Origin of the sequence: Staphylococcus sp. FSL W8-0056, assembly GCF_037963075.1 — a bacterium.
GTDB lineage: Bacteria > Bacillota > Bacilli > Staphylococcales > Staphylococcaceae > Staphylococcus > Staphylococcus aureus.
This window is the reverse complement of sequence record NZ_CP150142.1, coordinates 2,045,879-2,062,638: the sequence shown is the minus strand read 5'-3', so window position 1 is coordinate 2,062,638 and position 16,760 is coordinate 2,045,879. Positions and strand designations below refer to the sequence as shown.

At 32.6% G+C, this 16,760-nt stretch carries 18 protein-coding genes and 1 riboswitch; of the genes, 11 read left to right on the top strand and 7 right to left on the bottom strand.

From position 1 onward, the window contains the following. Positions 1-92 precede the first annotated feature (92 nt). The 5 genes from NSS86_RS10570 (at position 93) to NSS86_RS10550 (ending at position 5,473) form a co-directional block, all read left to right on the top strand. On the top strand, positions 93-1,214 hold the full coding sequence (locus NSS86_RS10570) for a M20 peptidase aminoacylase family protein (protein WP_000523157.1): 1,122 nt from the start codon (positions 93-95) through the stop codon (positions 1,212-1,214). A gap of 110 nt (positions 1,215-1,324) precedes the next feature. Further along, a complete protein-coding gene (locus NSS86_RS10565) occupies positions 1,325-2,206 on the top strand; it encodes an SDR family oxidoreductase (protein WP_000235289.1) in 882 nt (293 codons plus the stop codon). 486 nt (positions 2,207-2,692) lie between these two features. Further along, entirely contained in the window at positions 2,693-3,262 is a 570-nt protein-coding gene (locus NSS86_RS10560) for a hypothetical protein (RefSeq protein WP_001185190.1), read from the top strand. A gap of 52 nt (positions 3,263-3,314) precedes the next feature. Next, positions 3,315-3,410: riboswitch (SAM riboswitch) on the top strand. A gap of 76 nt (positions 3,411-3,486) precedes the next feature. Then, a complete protein-coding gene (locus NSS86_RS10555; protein WP_000451828.1) occupies positions 3,487-4,800 on the top strand; it encodes a Na+/H+ antiporter NhaC family protein in 1,314 nt (437 codons plus the stop codon). Between the two features lie 166 nt (positions 4,801-4,966). Further along, positions 4,967-5,473 (top strand): SRPBCC domain-containing protein, encoded by a 507-nt coding sequence (locus tag NSS86_RS10550; protein ID WP_001051556.1) that lies wholly within the window; start codon positions 4,967-4,969, stop codon positions 5,471-5,473. A gap of 57 nt (positions 5,474-5,530) precedes the next feature. Here NSS86_RS10550 and NSS86_RS10545 read toward each other — a convergent pair whose 3' ends face one another. Further along, entirely contained in the window at positions 5,531-6,295 is a 765-nt protein-coding gene (locus tag NSS86_RS10545) for a MurR/RpiR family transcriptional regulator (RefSeq protein WP_000477989.1), read from the bottom strand. A 329-nt stretch (positions 6,296-6,624) separates the two neighbouring features. On the opposite strand from NSS86_RS10545, the gene NSS86_RS10540 reads away from it, so the two are divergent. Next, on the top strand, positions 6,625-8,229 hold the full coding sequence (locus NSS86_RS10540; protein ID WP_000991504.1) for an alpha-glucoside-specific PTS transporter subunit IIBC: 1,605 nt from the start codon (positions 6,625-6,627) through the stop codon (positions 8,227-8,229). Positions 8,230-8,294: 65 nt separating this feature from the next. Here NSS86_RS10540 and NSS86_RS10535 read toward each other — a convergent pair whose 3' ends face one another. Continuing rightward, the gene (locus NSS86_RS10535) at positions 8,295-8,825 is read right to left on the bottom strand and encodes a hypothetical protein (protein WP_000904065.1); all 531 of its coding nucleotides are present in this window, start codon (positions 8,823-8,825) and stop codon (positions 8,295-8,297) included. Positions 8,826-9,092: 267 nt separating this feature from the next. Between NSS86_RS10535 and NSS86_RS10530 the strand changes: the two genes are divergently transcribed. The 3 genes from NSS86_RS10530 (at position 9,093) to NSS86_RS10520 (ending at position 10,922) form a co-directional block, all read left to right on the top strand. Continuing rightward, on the top strand, positions 9,093-10,010 hold the full coding sequence (locus NSS86_RS10530) for a bile acid:sodium symporter family protein (RefSeq protein WP_000486810.1): 918 nt from the start codon (positions 9,093-9,095) through the stop codon (positions 10,008-10,010). A 74-nt stretch (positions 10,011-10,084) separates the two neighbouring features. Beyond that, on the top strand, positions 10,085-10,720 hold the full coding sequence (locus NSS86_RS10525; RefSeq protein WP_000285450.1) for an HAD family hydrolase: 636 nt from the start codon (positions 10,085-10,087) through the stop codon (positions 10,718-10,720). A gap of 10 nt (positions 10,721-10,730) precedes the next feature. Further along, on the top strand, positions 10,731-10,922 hold the full coding sequence (locus NSS86_RS10520) for a hypothetical protein (RefSeq protein WP_000971980.1): 192 nt from the start codon (positions 10,731-10,733) through the stop codon (positions 10,920-10,922). A 95-nt stretch (positions 10,923-11,017) separates the two neighbouring features. Here the strand turns inward: NSS86_RS10520 and NSS86_RS10515 are convergent, their stop codons facing one another. Together NSS86_RS10515 and NSS86_RS10510 are read right to left on the bottom strand one after the other, a co-directional pair. Beyond that, positions 11,018-11,203 (bottom strand): hypothetical protein, encoded by a 186-nt coding sequence (locus tag NSS86_RS10515; RefSeq protein ID WP_000205307.1) that lies wholly within the window; start codon positions 11,201-11,203, stop codon positions 11,018-11,020. Next, positions 11,200-11,556, bottom strand: coding sequence for a hypothetical protein (locus NSS86_RS10510; RefSeq protein WP_000917669.1), 357 nt, complete (start codon positions 11,554-11,556; stop codon positions 11,200-11,202). The genes NSS86_RS10515 and NSS86_RS10510 overlap by 4 nt, the downstream gene beginning before the upstream one ends. Positions 11,557-11,835: 279 nt before the next feature. Here NSS86_RS10510 and NSS86_RS10505 point away from each other — a divergent pair, with 279 nt between their 5' ends. Continuing rightward, positions 11,836-13,215, top strand: coding sequence for an amino acid permease (locus tag NSS86_RS10505; RefSeq protein ID WP_000429674.1), 1,380 nt, complete (start codon positions 11,836-11,838; stop codon positions 13,213-13,215). Positions 13,216-13,601: 386 nt separating this feature from the next. On the opposite strand, the gene NSS86_RS10500 is transcribed toward NSS86_RS10505, so the two are convergent. Beyond that, on the bottom strand, positions 13,602-14,474 hold the full coding sequence (locus NSS86_RS10500; protein WP_000073195.1) for a MurR/RpiR family transcriptional regulator: 873 nt from the start codon (positions 14,472-14,474) through the stop codon (positions 13,602-13,604). A 444-nt stretch (positions 14,475-14,918) separates the two neighbouring features. Further along, entirely contained in the window at positions 14,919-15,248 is a 330-nt protein-coding gene (locus NSS86_RS10495; RefSeq protein ID WP_000606726.1) for a hypothetical protein, read from the bottom strand. Between the two features lie 48 nt (positions 15,249-15,296). On the opposite strand from NSS86_RS10495, the gene sdpB reads away from it, so the two are divergent. Then, complete coding sequence (sdpB, locus tag NSS86_RS10490) at positions 15,297-16,034, top strand: CPBP family intramembrane glutamic endopeptidase SdpB (protein WP_000426696.1); 738 nt, start codon at positions 15,297-15,299, stop codon at positions 16,032-16,034. Between the two features lie 24 nt (positions 16,035-16,058). On the opposite strand, the gene NSS86_RS10485 is transcribed toward sdpB, so the two are convergent. Further along, positions 16,059-16,751: a YafY family protein gene (locus NSS86_RS10485; protein WP_001030125.1), complete on the bottom strand. Its 693-nt coding sequence runs from the start codon at positions 16,749-16,751 to the stop codon at positions 16,059-16,061. Between the last annotated feature and the right edge of the window lie 9 nt (positions 16,752-16,760).

The following is a 16,760-nucleotide window of genomic DNA, read 5'->3' as shown; positions in this document are numbered from 1 at the left end:
GAGTACATTGTTGTGAAATCATCGTTTAATAGTCAAAGATGATCATCGTAGGGTAGACAACATATCATTGACTTAAGGAAGGGGAATGACCGATGGGATTAAAAGATCAAGCTGTTACCTGGAGAAGGTATTTTCATCAATTTCCAGAACTATCCGATAAAGAATTTAAGACTACACAAAAAATTAAAGATATTTTAACAGAACATCATATTAGAATATTAGACTTACCGCTTATGACTGGGCTGGTTGCTGAAGTGGGACAAGGTCTGAGTTGTATAGCTGTTCGGGCTGACATTGATGCTTTACCGATTCAAGAGCTTGTTGAACAGGATTTTAAATCTGAAAATGAAGGTGTTATGCATGCGTGCGGTCATGATATTCACATGGCTAGTATTTTGGCTACGGCTGTAAAATTAAAAGAAATTGAGGGCACTCTTACTGGGCGTGTTAAATTCATTTTTCAACCAGCAGAAGAACTAGGACATGGCGCTTTTAAAATTATTGAAACAGATGCATTAAAAGATGTACAAGCAGTATTGGGTTTTCATAATGACCCATCGCGTTCGGTAGGTACATTTGCAATCAAAACAGGGGCAATTACATCAGCAGTAGATCGCTTTGAGTTTCATATTAAAGGCGTGGGTGGTCATGCTGCAAAGCCAGAACAATGCAACGATCCAGTTATTGTGTTGGCGCAATTGATTAATAGTATTCAATCCATAGTTAGTAGAAATCTATCTGCGTTTGATGAAGCGGTAGTAACAATTGGACAAATATCATGTGGTAATACTTGGAATGTCATTGCTGATCATGCGTATGTACAAGGCACAGTGCGTAGTTTTGATCCTGTGGTACGAAAGCTTGTAGAAACACGATTACAAGATATTGCGGACGGATTGGCTCAAGCATATAATATGAAAATTAATTTAAATTATACACATTTACCTGGCGCTGTGATGAATGATGAGGCATTGACGCATAAAGCAATTGCAGTAGCCCAACATGTTGGATATAAGGTGGAAATGATGGAACAGCCGCTTACGATTGGAGAAGATTTTTCAGGTTATAGTCAACATTTTCCAAGTGTATTTGCGTTAATTGGTTCTCATAGTGAATATGATTTACATCACCCTCAATATAAACCGGATGAAAGGATTCTGGAAAAAGTACCTGAGTATTTTGTTGAATTTGTAAAGAGACTATTGCATGAGTAATTCGAGCTTGTTTTTATAAAGAAGAAAGTAATTTTTAGTGTAATCATGATTAAGTTCCTAGGAAGATTGGGTAAATAATAACCATTAAGCGAATAAGGAGATGTTAAAAAATGGCAACTCAAGATCCTAGAACAAAATTTAAAACAACGGAATATGAAAAACAAGAACAAGAGGTACCGGGTTTACAATCTGAAATGACGCCAGCACCTGATTGTGGCGAAACGTCTTACCAAGGTCATCAACGCTTACAAGGCTATAAAATGTTAGTCACAGGTGGTGACTCAGCAATAGGGCGTGCAGCAGCAATTGCGTATGCTAAAGAAGGTGCAGATGTAGCGATTAACTATCTTCCGAGTGAAGAACAAGATGCACAAGAAGTACGCCAAGTAATTGAAGAAAGTGGTCAAAAGGCAGTGTTAATTCCTGGTGATATAAGAGATGAGCAGTTCAACTATGACCTTGTTGAACAAGCATATCAACAATTAGGTGGCTTAGATAATGTTACTTTAGTTGCTGGACATCAACAGTATCATGATGATATTCATGGATTTACAACTGAGGCATTTACAGAAACATTTGAAACGAATGTCTATCCGCTATTTTGGACAGTTCAAAAAGCATTGGAATATTTAAAACCGGGTGCGTCAATTACAACGACATCATCTGTACAAGGTTATAATCCTAGTCCTATTCTTCATGATTATGCCGCTTCAAAAGCAGCAATTATTTCATTAACTAAAAGTTTTTCAGAAGAATTAGGACCAAAAGGAATTAGAGTGAACTGTGTAGCACCTGGTCCATTCTGGTCACCATTACAAATTTCTGGTGGGCAACCTCAAAGTAAAATCCCAACATTTGGTCAAAAAACACCTTTAGGTCGTGCAGGTCAACCTGTTGAGTTATGTGGAACTTATGTGCTATTAGCGTCAGAGGAATCAAGTTATACAACTGGACAAGTGTTCGGTGTTAGCGGTGGAGTGCAAATAGATTAGGGTTGTATGAAGCTTTTAATTGAACAGCATAATATTAATTTAGTTACTTCAATCCATTAAATTAAAATGAATTGGTGAAGTGTATTTTAAATAGTCGGTAAAGGTGTGTATCTTTATCGGCTTATTTTAATACTCTGTCATAAGGAGCGTTTGCTCAGGGTGTGGATTATAAGTTTTAAGCAGAATAAACTTTCTTAATGAGGATGTCAGGACAACAACGAAAAAGTTAAAAACTGTTGCGGGATTGGGTTTAGGGACGGTTAGTGGAAGAAAGTTAAATTTATTAACAAGTGAAATGCCTAAGGTTAGATATTAAATGTCAGAACGGACAAAGAATAATAAGATATGTTTTCAATTAAATAGCGAAGTATTTATATGTTAAGATGATGTAAATTACATAGAAACGCTACCCGTAGAAGTACTGATCATAGAAATGCTGATAAACGTAAATTTGCAAACTCGATATTAAACAAAGGGGTTGTTATTATGGCATTAATAGTATCTAGAGCTATATTATTTTTGATTTTAGCATTAGCTTTTGGAATAGCGACTGTTTTTCCTGAACAAAAATTACCATTATATATAGTATTCACATTATTTGTAGCAGTTGCGATTATTATGAATGTATGGTTTACCCATCAAAACGTTAAAAAGCATATCATTAAGTTTAACAAATACGTCGCATACTTTTTATCCTTTGTCTCAGGGTTACTTTACATTGGATTTGTAATTTATACATTAACTATAGGGAGCTATGATGTTTTACCAATTATTATATTTGCAATAAGTATCGTATTGGTTCAAATATTAGAAAATATACTGGGAATCAGTATAAAAAATACGCGTCTATCAAACAAACAGTTGAAAGTCATCTCCAAGCAACGTGTTCAGCAATTTAAAGTCATATCATTAATATTAGTAAGTGTGTCTATCGTGTTCATTTTTATTGCATTAATGCTTAAATGGTGGCTTTTACTTGTTATTAGCATTATTGTTTTGATTATTATTACAGTAGCAATGATTGTTTATGAAAAATATTATACGACTCCTGATTAATTTATGATTGACGTACTAAGGATTATCTTGTAACGTAAACGTAAATAAGCATCACTTATCTAGAGAGGTGGAGGGACTGGCCCTATGAAGCCTCGGCAACATCTCGAATGTGCCAATTCCAGTAACCGTAATGGTTTGAAGATAAGCAGGTAAAGCACATGAAAACCTCTTTCTTCATCGTTTGTGAGAAAGAGGTATTTTTAATTGGAAAGCAGGTAAAAAGGATGGAAGTACATAAAAAGAGCAATGCTTGGGCATTATTCCCCTTGTTATTATTTGTGGCGTTGTTTTTAGGCGTAGGTATTATCACAGGTGATTTTACTTCAATGCCATTAAATGTTGCAATTACGATAACGGTAATTGTGGCGTTATTAATGAATCGAAAAGAATCATTTGCTAAAAAAGTTGAGGTCTTCACGAAAGGTGCAGGCCATTCAAACATTATTTTAATGATGTTGATTTTTATTTTAGCAGGTGCATTTTCAAATACAGCTGAAAAAATGGGTGGCGTAAAGTCGACAGTTAATTTAGGACTATCATTAATCCCAGAAAATTTAATTATTGTAGGATTGTTTGTGATTTGTATGTTTGTTTCTATATCTATGGGGACGTCTGTAGGAACTGTTGCTGCAATAGCACCTGTTGGTTACGGATTTGCACAAGCGACAGATGTACCAACTGCGCTAGCAATGGCTACAGTTGTTGGAGGTGCAATGTTCGGCGATAATCTATCAATGATTTCAGATACAACAATTGCTGCGGTTAGAACACAACATACGAAAATGAAAGATAAATTCAGAGTAAACTTTAAAATTGTATTGCCAGGTGCTATTTTAACGATTATTATTCTGTATTTCTTAACGAATGGCATTTCTTTAAATCATGCTAAAAACTATGATTATAATCTAATTAAAGTTGTACCGTATATTTTAGTATTGGTATTAGCATTATTAGGTGTAAATGTCATTATCGTATTGATTGGCGGAACATTATTAGCTGGAATCATTGGTCTCATAGATGGTTCATTCGGTTGGATGGGACTACTAGATGCAGTGTCCAAAGGTATTATAAGCATGGAAGATATTGCTATGATTGCGTTGCTAATTGGTGGTTTAGTCGGTATTATTCAACACAATGGTGGTATTGAATGGTTGTTGCAATTTGTTCGCTCTAAAGTGAAATCAAAGCGTGGCGCAGAATTAGGAATTGCGAGTTTGGTAAGTGTCGCAGATATTGCCACGGCAAACAACACCATCTCTATTATTATGTCAGGTCCTTTAGCTAAAAATATTGCAGATGAATATGATGTAGATTCAAGGAAATCAGCAAGTATTCTTGATATATTTGGAGGCTGCTTCCAAGGTTTATTACCATATAGCCCGCAAGTCATTTCAGCGGCTGGTGTAGCTGGTATTTCACCATTAATGTTATTCCCATACAGCATTTATCCTATATTATTAGGTGTATGCGGACTTATTGCGATTTTATTTAATTTTCCAAAGCTAAAAAAGAACACTAGTCAAGAAATGAAACATTAATGCTTAACAATATATCGATGTAGCCAAGTAAGGTGGCTTGTTATATTAACAGATCATGTTGTACTCACCGTATAACGCTAATCTTTTAAAAATGATGATCATCTATGTTTGGAACTGAGCAAAAATACGTTAAAATAAAAGTAAGAGCGAAAGTGGGTGGACAACAGTGGCAAAATTTAATGTAGAGAATGAACATGTCGAAGTTGAAATTGAAAAGCTTTATAAATTTTCTCCAGAGTTAGTATACGAAGCTTGGACAAAGAAAGATTTGTTGAAACAATGGTTTATGACATCAGCCAGAACGAATAAAGAGATTGAAGCGGACGTTAAAGAAGGCGGTAAATATCGTATTGTAGATCAACAACGTAATGGCAAAGTAAATGTGATTGAAGGCATTTATGAATCTTTAGTTATGGATGAATACGTTAAGATGACTATCGGTATGCCTGGACTAAGTGAAACACAAGATGTCATTGAGGTAGAATTTTTTGAACGTGAAACAGGTGGCACCCAAATGCTATTTTATTATCGTTCATTAGTTGAAAAAGAAAGACGATTTACTAATTTAGAATACAAGCAAAAGAAAAAAGAATATCATGATGCCATGGTGCATGGTTTCGAATTGATGTTTGATAAGATGTACCACGTTATCGAAACATCAACACAACAATAAAATGATAAAAGGAAGTTATGATAGGCTCAAGGCCATTAAATCATAACTTCCTTTTTTCTAATTTGAAATATCATTATGTAGTAAATACTCATTATATTTTCTTACAAGTGTTTCAAAGAATATATGATAACTGATGAAGCTAGAATAGTCTGTACCATCAGTTAAGTAGAATGTGTTACTGGATACATAGACGTTGTAATTTGCTTTTTGAGCAAGGGTATTATCTTTCATTGTAGTAACAGAAATAAAGTATTTTTGTCTAAGTTGAAGCAAGTTTGTTACTTCTAATAATTCATGTGTTTCACCTGATAATGAAATAATAAAGAATAAATCATTAGGTTCACTCTTGTTCAAAATCATTTTAAGTTCATGTTCATCATGAAGTACAATGACATGATTATGTAACGTTAACAATATACGCTGTGCCTCTGAAGCAACGTTTAACTGTGCACGCCCTGTACCATACAAATATATTGTTGAAGCTGTATGCATTTTTTCAGTAAGAAGCTGGTAATCAACGCGTTCTAAATAACTGAATGTACTATCGATTTCTTGTTTGAAACTATCGATAGAGTTAGAAGGTAATTGGTGTGTCTTATTACTTTCAAATTTAAGGTACGATTTAAAATCACTATAACCGTCAAAACCTAATTTGCGTGTAAATCTGTGAATGGTTGCATTCGAGGCATGTGTGAATTGCGCTAAATCTTGTATTTTCATATTTTTACATTCATCTATATGTGTATTGATAAAGTGAGCGATATGTAAATCATTATCATTAAGTTTATCAAAGTTTCGATTAATGTGTTCATCTAAAAACATATTCAACCTCCTTGAAAATAAATGTGTGATAGATCGTTATTACATTAAAATCTTGTATGTCATTATATATATTTGTGTATTGATATAGGTTTGATTATGCGTTTAAAACGAATGTATTACAAATACAACGATGTCATATATAAGGTCGTGAAAAAATTTTCACTATATGAAAAGATAATCTGATTATACAAAATACTTTCAAAATACGTCAATGTCGTTGTAGGTGTGTAAGCGTTTACTATATATTATATTTAAATAGTAAGACATCTATTTATAAATGAATCTAATTAGATGTATTGTTAGGAAAGATGATATGGAGGGAATAGAAGATGAATGCGATAAAGCGTTTCGGTAGTGCAATGATTGTACCGGTATTAATGTTCGCTTTCTTTGGGATAGTGCTTGGCTTTGCGACATTATTTAAAAATCCTACAATCATGGGGAGTTTAGCAGATCAACATACGTTTTGGTTTAAATTTTGGTCAGTGATAGAATCTGGTGGCTGGGTTATTTTTACGCATATGGAAGTTGTATTTGTTGTAGGTTTACCACTTTCTTTAGCTAAAAAAGCACCAGGTCATGCAGCGCTTGCAGCATTGATGGGTTACTTAATGTTTAATACATTTATAAATGCCATTTTAACGCAATGGCCACATACATTTGGCGCTAATTTAGAAAAAGGCGTTGAAAATGTACCTGGTTTAAAATCAATTGCAGGTATTGCCACATTGGATACGAATATTCTAGGTGGTATTATTATTTCAGCTATTATTACGTGGATTCACAATAGATACTACAGTAAACGATTACCAGAAATGGTTGGTGTATTCCAAGGTTTAACATTTGTGGTTACAATTTCATTTTTTGTGATGTTACCATTAGCAGCAATTACTTGTGTTATTTGGCCAACTGTTCAGCACGGTATTGGTTCAATGCAACACTTTATCATCGCTTCAGGCTATATCGGTGTTTGGCTGTACCACTTCTTAGAACGTGTATTAATACCAACAGGATTACATCACTTTATTTATGCACCAATTGAAGTTGGACCAGTAGTAGTCAATCATGGCTTGAAAGCTGAATGGTTACAACATTTAAATGAGTTTGCTAAGAGTACTAAGCCATTAAAAGAGCAATTCCCTTATGGCTTTATGCTTCAAGGAAATGGGAAAGTATTTGGATGTTTAGGTATTGCTTTAGCAATGTATGCTACGACACCTAAAGAAAATCGTAAAAAAGTAGCAGCATTACTTATTCCTGCAACATTAACAGCAGTCGTTGTAGGTATTACTGAGCCATTAGAATTTACATTCTTATTCATCGCACCATACTTATTTGTTTTACACGCAGTTTTAGCAGCATCAATGGATACTTTAATGTACGCATTTGGTGTTGTAGGTAACATGGGTGGTGGCTTGTTAGACTTTATTTCAACAAACTGGTTGCCATTAGGTAAAGAACATTGGGGTACTTATGTTGCACAAGTTATTATCGGTCTGATATTTGTAGCGATTTACTTCTTCTTATTCAGATTCTTAATTTTGAAATTTGATATTCCATTACCTGGACGTAAGAAAACAGAAGAGGAAGTTAAATTATTTTCTAAGCAAGATTACAAAAATAAAAAAGGTGATAGCGTAGATTCTAAACGTGCTTCAACAGGTAATGAATACGAAGACAAAGCTGCGTATTACCTCGACGGTTTAGGCGGCAAAGAAAATATCAAAGATGTTACTAACTGTACAACAAGATTACGCTTAACTGTTTATGATGAAAGTAAAGTTGCGGATACGGAATATTTCACGCATCAACAAATGGCACACGGATTAGTAAAGAGTGGTAAGAGTATCCAAGTTGTAGTAGGTATGACAGTACCACAAGTTCGTGAAGCATTTGAACAAATGGTTGAGGATCAATCGTCCGAAGATAAATAATACAAAAAAAGACACATCACTATACGCAATCATTGTAAATGATCATCGTATAGATGTGTCTTTTATTATGATATACGAGCTTTGCTCATAGATGACGATCTATAATTGGCAGATAGAATGTCGATATTTCTAGTTGCAATCGTATGTAACAATTTAGCAAATATTTCTGGCGTACATATAATATGTGCATGAGACTTATTCAACGTATAAGTGATATCAGTGTGATTTTGGAACATATTCATAATATCGATGACTTTGTCTTTAATGAAAGCATCTTGCAAGCCATCAATATTGATATCGAAACGCTTTGCAGATTGATATAAATTATCAGAATCAAGTAATTCATTTATTTTCTTTGGTGAAAGTACTTGGAAAATACTATACTGATGAAAACTTAAAAATGAAATGAAGTATGGAAGTTGTTGCTTTGGTAAGCTAATTTCTAATACATACTGATTAAACTGTTTGTTTATTGAGAATTGCAACGCATCACAAAATTGTACACTTTTGCATAACTTACTTAATTTTTTTCTAGTAGTACGGTCATTTAAACCGGCGATGTTGATGATGTATGTTTCGAATTTATCAATTAACATGTGAGGACCTCCCGAGGAATACATGGCATTAAATACACGTTTAATATTTATAAAGGTGACTTAATTTTGTTCAAGTTGATTTTACCACGCTTTTTTTCTTTATTCACTAAGACTTTTGAATGAAGTTTAAAATAATTGTTTATCAGTGATAAAATATTTGCAATAAGAAGAGAATGGCTAAATAATCTTAATTTTCAGAAAAGTAATTGTAACCTTACTGGTCTTATGGTAATATTTTTCAATATTATCGACGAGGATGTGTTAACAATGTTTCAAAAATTGAGTATATTTGCCACGAAGAGTTTTTTGGTATGGATGTTAGTAGCAGCTGTTATTGGATTTATTTTCCCACAACATGTTGCGACATTAGGTAAGTGGGTACCTTATTTACTTGGTATTGTTATGTTAGGTATGGGATTAACAATTACACCTAATGATTTCAAAATGGTCTTTAAAGCACCTAGAGCAGTAATTATTGGTGTCTGTCTACAATTCAGTATTATGCCCACATTAGCATTTATAATTGCAAAGTCTTTTCATTTACCACCTGATATTGCTGTTGGCGTAATATTAGTTGGATGTTGTCCGGGTGGGACATCAAGTAATGTAATGAGTTATTTAGCCAAAGCTAACGTAGCACTTTCTGTTTCTATTACGACGGTCTCTACGTTGCTAGCGCCATTCGTTACACCTGCGTTAATATATCTATTTGCAAATGAATGGTTGGAAGTATCTTTCCTGAGTATGTTGTGGTCAGTTGTTCAAGTTGTATTAATTCCAATTGCTTTAGGTATTGTTTTGCAAATTATTAATCGTAAAATTGCTGAAAAAGCTTCTACAGCTTTGCCGATTATATCAGTTGTTGCTATTTCATTAATTTTAGCAATAGTTGTAGGTGGCAGTAAGCACCAAATCTTAACTACAGGATTATTAATATTTTTAGTAGTTATTTTACATAACGTATTAGGGTATACGATTGGATATTGGTTAGCTCGTCTTTTAAAATTAGATCGACAAGATCAAAAAGCAGTCAGTATTGAAGTTGGAATGCAGAACTCTGGTTTAGCTGTGTCATTAGCAGCATTGCATTTTAATCCAATTGCAGCAGTACCAGGCGCAGTGTTTAGTTTCATTCATAATATAACAGGGCCTATTTTAGCAAAGTATTGGTCAAAAAAGTTATAATTGCACTAATAGAATGAAGTGGTCATCGGACTATGTTAAGCTTTGATAAAGAGAAAAAATAGAGGAGTAAATATATGTATAGAGCAGTTATATTTGATTTCGATGGAACAATAATAGATACGGAACAACATTTATTTAATGTTATTAATAAACATTTAGAGATGCATAATGCCGATCCTATAAGCATTGATTTTTATCGTTCTTCTATTGGAGGAGCAGCTACAGATTTGCATGACCATTTAATTAAAGCGATTGGTTCGGAAAATAAAGATAAACTTTATGAAGAACATCATCTTACTAGTACAACATTACCGATGATTGATACGATTAAATCATTGATGGCATTTTTAAAGCAACGTCACATTCCTATGGCAATTGCCACAAGTAGTGTGAAAGCGGAAATAATGCCCACCTTTAAAGCATTAGGTCTAGACGATTATATAGAGGTAGTTGTTGGTAGAGAAGATGTTGAACAAGTTAAACCTGACCCTGAATTATATTTATCTGCAGTACAACAATTAAATTATATGCCGACACAATGTTTGGCTATTGAAGATTCTGTAAATGGTGCAACAGCCGCGATTGCAGCTGGATTAGATGTTATTGTTAATACGAATAAAATGACAAGCGCACAGGACTTTTCTAATGTAGATTATGTAGCAAAAGATATTGATTACGATCAAATTGTAGCGCGTTTCTTTACGAAATAGGAGGCGTATCATGATGGGTTACATTATATTGTTTTTTCTAGCTGGTCCAGTAATTTTAGGCGTTGGAAATTTGGTGATTGGTCCTATATTTAACAAACAGACACCATTTCGCGTGCAAGTAAGATCTTTTGTTGTTGGTTCAATGATTTACTTAATACTCGCAACAATTGGCTATTTTTTACTATTACAAGGTAAACTTTAACGAGAAAACCACCTTACCTCATTAAATGGACGACCATATGTATGTGAAATGGCAGAACGTTCATGTTTATGTATGAGATAGGGTGGTTTAAATAGTTACATATATTTTAATAATAATGTCACGATGATAAGTACAATTAAGATAATATCTATGCCTACCATAATTGTAGCTCTTGTTGCATTACTTCCTTGTTCTTTTGCTGATTTCATAGCACGGTAGTTTGGCACAAAGCTAATAATTAGTAAGATTAATACAATTACACCAATTAATGCTGTTGTCATGATGAACGACCTCCTTTATTTTTTTCAATCAATTCCCAAATAAACGTAGCAATCACACCGATGATTAACCCAGTGATGACACCGATTTGTACCGTTAAAAATATGGCGCCGAAAATGATACCAATAATTAATGCAATCGGTAAAGTCGTACCGAGTTTAATCTTGCGCTCTGGAGAATTAATAATAGTAAATAATGTAAGACAAATGAGTATGAAAGCAAGTGTTGCAATAATAGTTCTTCCAACTAAATATAGGATGTCAGGTTTTTCCATACCGATATAATTTATGATGAAAAATGCTACAGCAAAGAGTATCGATATTTTTGTAGCACGTGGCAGTATTTGTTTTAACATTGATATACTCCTTTTTAATATTATTAAAATTATATCATAATTACCGAGAATAGCTGAAGTTGTATGTGACTCAACGGTACTTGAGCAACTTTTTTAATTTTTTAGAAAAATCACAAAATAATTGTTTGCAAAGTTGCAAAAGCCTGCTATAGTAGTTCTGTAAACGATTGCATGGTATGCAAATATTAATGTACCAAAATCGATAATTTATAGTATAATTACGGCAATAAGTTTTTTTATGGATTTATTTAGTATCAATCAGAGATGGGGTAAGAAGTTATGGAGAACAATGAACTACAAAGGGGATTGAGTGCCCGTCAAATTCAAATGATTGCACTTGGTGGTACGATTGGCGTGGGGCTTTTCATGGGTGCCACAAGTACAATTAAATGGACAGGCCCATCAGTTATCCTTGCATATTTAATTGCGGGTATCTTTTTATTTTTAATCATGAGAGCAATGGGGGAAATGATTTATTTAAACCCTACAACAGGATCATTTGCAACATTTGCAAGTGATTATATACATCCTGCAGCAGGTTATATGACAGCATGGAGTAATATATTCCAATGGATTGTAGTTGGTATGAGTGAGGTCATCGCAGTAGGAGAATATATGAAGTTTTGGTTCCCGGAATTGCCAACTTGGATTCCTGGTGTTATTGCTATTTTATTATTAATGGCAGCGAATTTATTCTCGGTAAAAGCGTTTGGAGAATTTGAATTTTGGTTTGCTTTAATTAAAGTTGTAACAATTATTTTAATGATTATTGCTGGTTTTGGTCTTATTTTCTTTGGTTTTGGAAATGGTGGCCATGCGGTAGGTATTTCTAATCTATGGACAAATGGCGGATTTATGCCAAATGGTATTGTTGGTTTCTTCTTTGCATTATCAATTGTAATTGGTTCATACCAAGGTGTGGAACTGATAGGTATTACGGCAGGTGAAACTAAAGATCCTCAGAAAAATATCGTTAAAGCAGTGAATGGTGTTATCTGGAGAATTTTAATTTTCTATTTAGGCGCTATTTTTGTTATTGTTTCAGTGTATCCTTGGAATCAATTAGGAGACATTGGAAGTCCGTTTGTTGCAACATTTGCTAAAATCGGTATTACATTTGCAGCTGGATTAATTAACTTTGTTGTATTAACTGCAGCAATGTCAGGATGTAACTCAGGTATTTTCAGTGCGAGTCGTATGATTTATACACTTGCTCATAAAGGTGAAATGCCAAAAATATTTACTAAAATCATGAGAAATGGTGTACCATTGTACACTGTTGTAGCAGTATCTCTTGGTATTTTAATTGGTGCTTTATTAAACGTAATTTTACCTTTATATATCGATGGAGCGAAGAGTATTTTCGTATACGTTTATAGTGCGTCTATTTTACCAGGTATGATTCCTTGGTTTATGATTTTATTCAGTCACTTACGTTTTAGAAAATTACATCCTGAAGAATTGGAAGGTCACCCATTCAAAATGCCTGGTGGCGCAGTAACTAACTATTTAACAATCTTATTCTTAATATTAGTATTGGTTGGTATGGTATTTAATGTTGAAACTAGAATATCAGTGCTAATTGGTGTCATCTTCTTAACGATTGTAACGATTTATTACTTTATTAGATATAATAAAAATAATGTAAAAGCAAAATAGTATGATTATAATGTGCGCTTATTTTATGACAAATTTGGCCCTAGCTTATTAAAGTTAAATAGCCAAAGAATGTTATGAGTAGGCGCATTTTTTTATAAATATAGCTTAAATCGAAGTTGTAGTGTGAAAAACTTATAAGTGGCAATATTATCGTTAGTTTTTACTGTGGGCTTTAAAATAAAAAATAGCATTATTAAAATAACAAACGCAATTGATATATGGAATGAATCCGTTAATCAACTGCGTTTGTTTTTAATATAAGAAATTGAATGGCCTTATCAAATCATTGGTCATATGCGTATGTTATACAAGATAAAAGACATGTAAGCTTTGAAAATGATGCATAAATTATTATATGACATGATTAAAGAATTTATATAAGACTGTTAATGTTTAAAGTTAATATTTGATAAATGTTTACGATAGTTATCTAAAGCCATTTTAGATTGTGTTATGAAATCTAATGATGCGTGATAATTTAATGCAACATAACGATAATATAAAATATCAATAGTGAACATTTGAGCAAATAATGAAGTTGTTGCTCCCATATGCATCTCATTTTCATCAGTTTTCCCATAAGTTAAAACAATATTTGATGCCTGTGCTACGGGATTATCCCTTGTACTAGTAATTGTAATTATAGGTATATGGTAGTCATCAATAACTTTAACCATTGATTGCATTTCACTTTGCGTACCATTGTTAGTAATAAGAATAACACTGTCGTTCGAATTGTGAGTTGCTAATAATGTAGCAAAAATATGTGTTTCTTGAACAAGTTGAATATTAAGACCTATTCTTGATAACTTTTGGTATAAGTCGGTAGCAACTACAAAAGATGCGCCAAAACCATATATAAAAATCGTCTCAGAACGTTTTAAACAATGACATATTTGATCAATAGTTTTATCATTTAATTCGTTATTTGCATGATTAAGTGCGCGTGTAGTACGTGTATGGAGTTTAGTTCTTAAAGATTCTGTGCTTTCGTTATTCATTAATTCAACATTGTAAATTGATGATGCTTTAGGAACATATTTAGATATATTTATTTTCAAGTCGTGAAAACCGCCATCAGTAATTTTCTTGCTGAATCGAATGACTGATGATGTACTAATATCTAATAAGCTTGCTAAGTCTTGAGACCTCATTTTAATCACCTTTTGAGGTGAATTTAGTATAAATTTAGCTATCTTTTTTTCATTTTTAGTCATATATGGATATTGACTATCTATTTCTGTTAGTACGTTTGACATATTAATCACTCCACTTTAACGCAATATATTTTATTAGCGTTGGCTATTGTTGTTTAACGCGATGGTATTTACAACTTGTAACGTAAGAGAATGAAAAATAAGCTGAATATGTTGTTTGTTTAATGATATTGAATTGTAAAACTGTAAATTTTTTTAAGATGTATAGATAAAAAATAGCATACTCCCATGTGCAAATAATATATCAATATATTGATATATTACCGTAAGTCATACTGTATATTCCCAATTTATACATTATGTACTCATCTATTTAAATCTTAGTAAATGTAGTTATATAAGACTAAATCTACCATCTTAATCATTATGATTATAACTCGATTAATGCATCTTTACAATTTGAAGAAACTTTTTAATTGTATAATTTATGTAATAAAGTGAATTTTAATAAATAACTTGTTTAAATGACATTTTATGAAAAATAGGTTAATGGGCAAATTTAATTGCAAATAATGCGTTAGATAGTTCTGTATGATAAAAATTAAGATATTGAATTTTGTTACCATAGTCGACTTGTCGGAGGGGACGTTTATTAAGTAGTGTTATAATTTCATAATAGGAAACTTGATTTTCGTTTATTATATATGATGTTTCAAAGCCTTTGAACTTATTCAATTCATTAGTAACTATTTGGTTAAATTTATAAATATGCGTTTGAATGTTCCAATCTGTCATTAAAGTATTATATTTAATCGTATCAATGATTTGAATCAAATTAGTAATTTGTTGTCTCATATACTTAGTTTCGTTTATCATGTAGAAGTACCTCCAAAAATCAATTATTAAACAGGAAAGGATATAACAGTGGAAAATGAAAAAAAGAAATACACGTTTAAAGATATAGCATGGAGAGATTTGCTTATAATTCCAATTATAGGTGTTATATTTTATGCACTCACAATTGCAGCTTACATAGGACCAATTTTGTTTGGTTATTATGAAATCGATAGTAATCTGATATTTGTAGCGACTATCACACAAGCTTTAGCATATACGATTGGGATTGGCGCATTTTATTTATTTCATTTAAAAGTGATGCCATCAAGGCTTCGAGCTGGTTTTGCGTATATCAAAAAATATTGGCTTAGATTGTCAATAACGTATATTATTGCTCTCATCTTAATTTATACATATGAATATATGACACAGTTTCTACCTAAACATTTGCAATATAGTGAAACAGCCAATGAACTTGAGCTAAATAAAATGTTTGAAGTGCCTGCATTTTTACCTGTAGCATTCTTATTAATTGTGATTGTAGGTCCAATAGTTGAAGAAATCGTATTTAGACATATTTTAATTGGAGAATTAGGTAAGAAGTTTAATTTTATAGCTATGAGTATTGTTTCGGTGTTCTTATTTGCATTTATTCATGTGACTGATGCAAAGTCGCCGTTTGAGTTTGGTCCATATCTCATACTATCCATCATATTAGTTTTCACTTATTTAAAATCTGGAAGAAACCTAGGTTCAACAATTGCATTACATATAGCAAATAATTTTGTTTCTTTCGTTATATCAGTAATAAGTATTTATGCGTAGATAAAACCCCATCGACTCCATAGTTTAGGAATCGATGGGGTTTAAAAATTGATGATAGTTATCAATGGATATGTCTCTGGTTTGAATCGTCTTACCGAATGAATACGAAATATCTATAATATTTTCAATTTCGAGTTCGGCAGTTTTGTCTTGAGCAATGTCATAAATGACTGCATGCCAATGTCCATGTTTACACAAAAGGCCAATAAATATAACGTTTTCAGCTTTAATATTATCATCAACCCTATGATCTACTAACATCACATTTCGTTCTGTACAATAAATTAAAATGTCGGAAAACAGCATTGGGAGTGTCATATGTTGTGTGTCATCAAATTTAATATAAAAGTCCATGCGTTTAAGCAATTTTCTTAAGCGTGTTTGTGGAAGACTTAAACATTGTTTTATAATTGCGTTGATTTCGCTTTTATATGGTAATGTCGAGTACGACTGACTTTCATTAAGCACTAAAAATAAGGCCGATAATTGTGTTTCAGATAAGTTTAATGCAATTTTAGATTGTGCTTGTTGTATTTGGTAACCACCATTTTTCCCATAATGCGCATAAATTTTAACACCTTGATTTTCTAAATCATCAATATCTCTTAAAATTGTGCGTTTGGATACGTTGCAATATTTAGCTAATTCTAAAGCGGTCATTTTTTTATTTTGTTGAATTGCAGTAATTATTAAATTTTGCCTTTCAGCTTTATTCATGACAGCCAC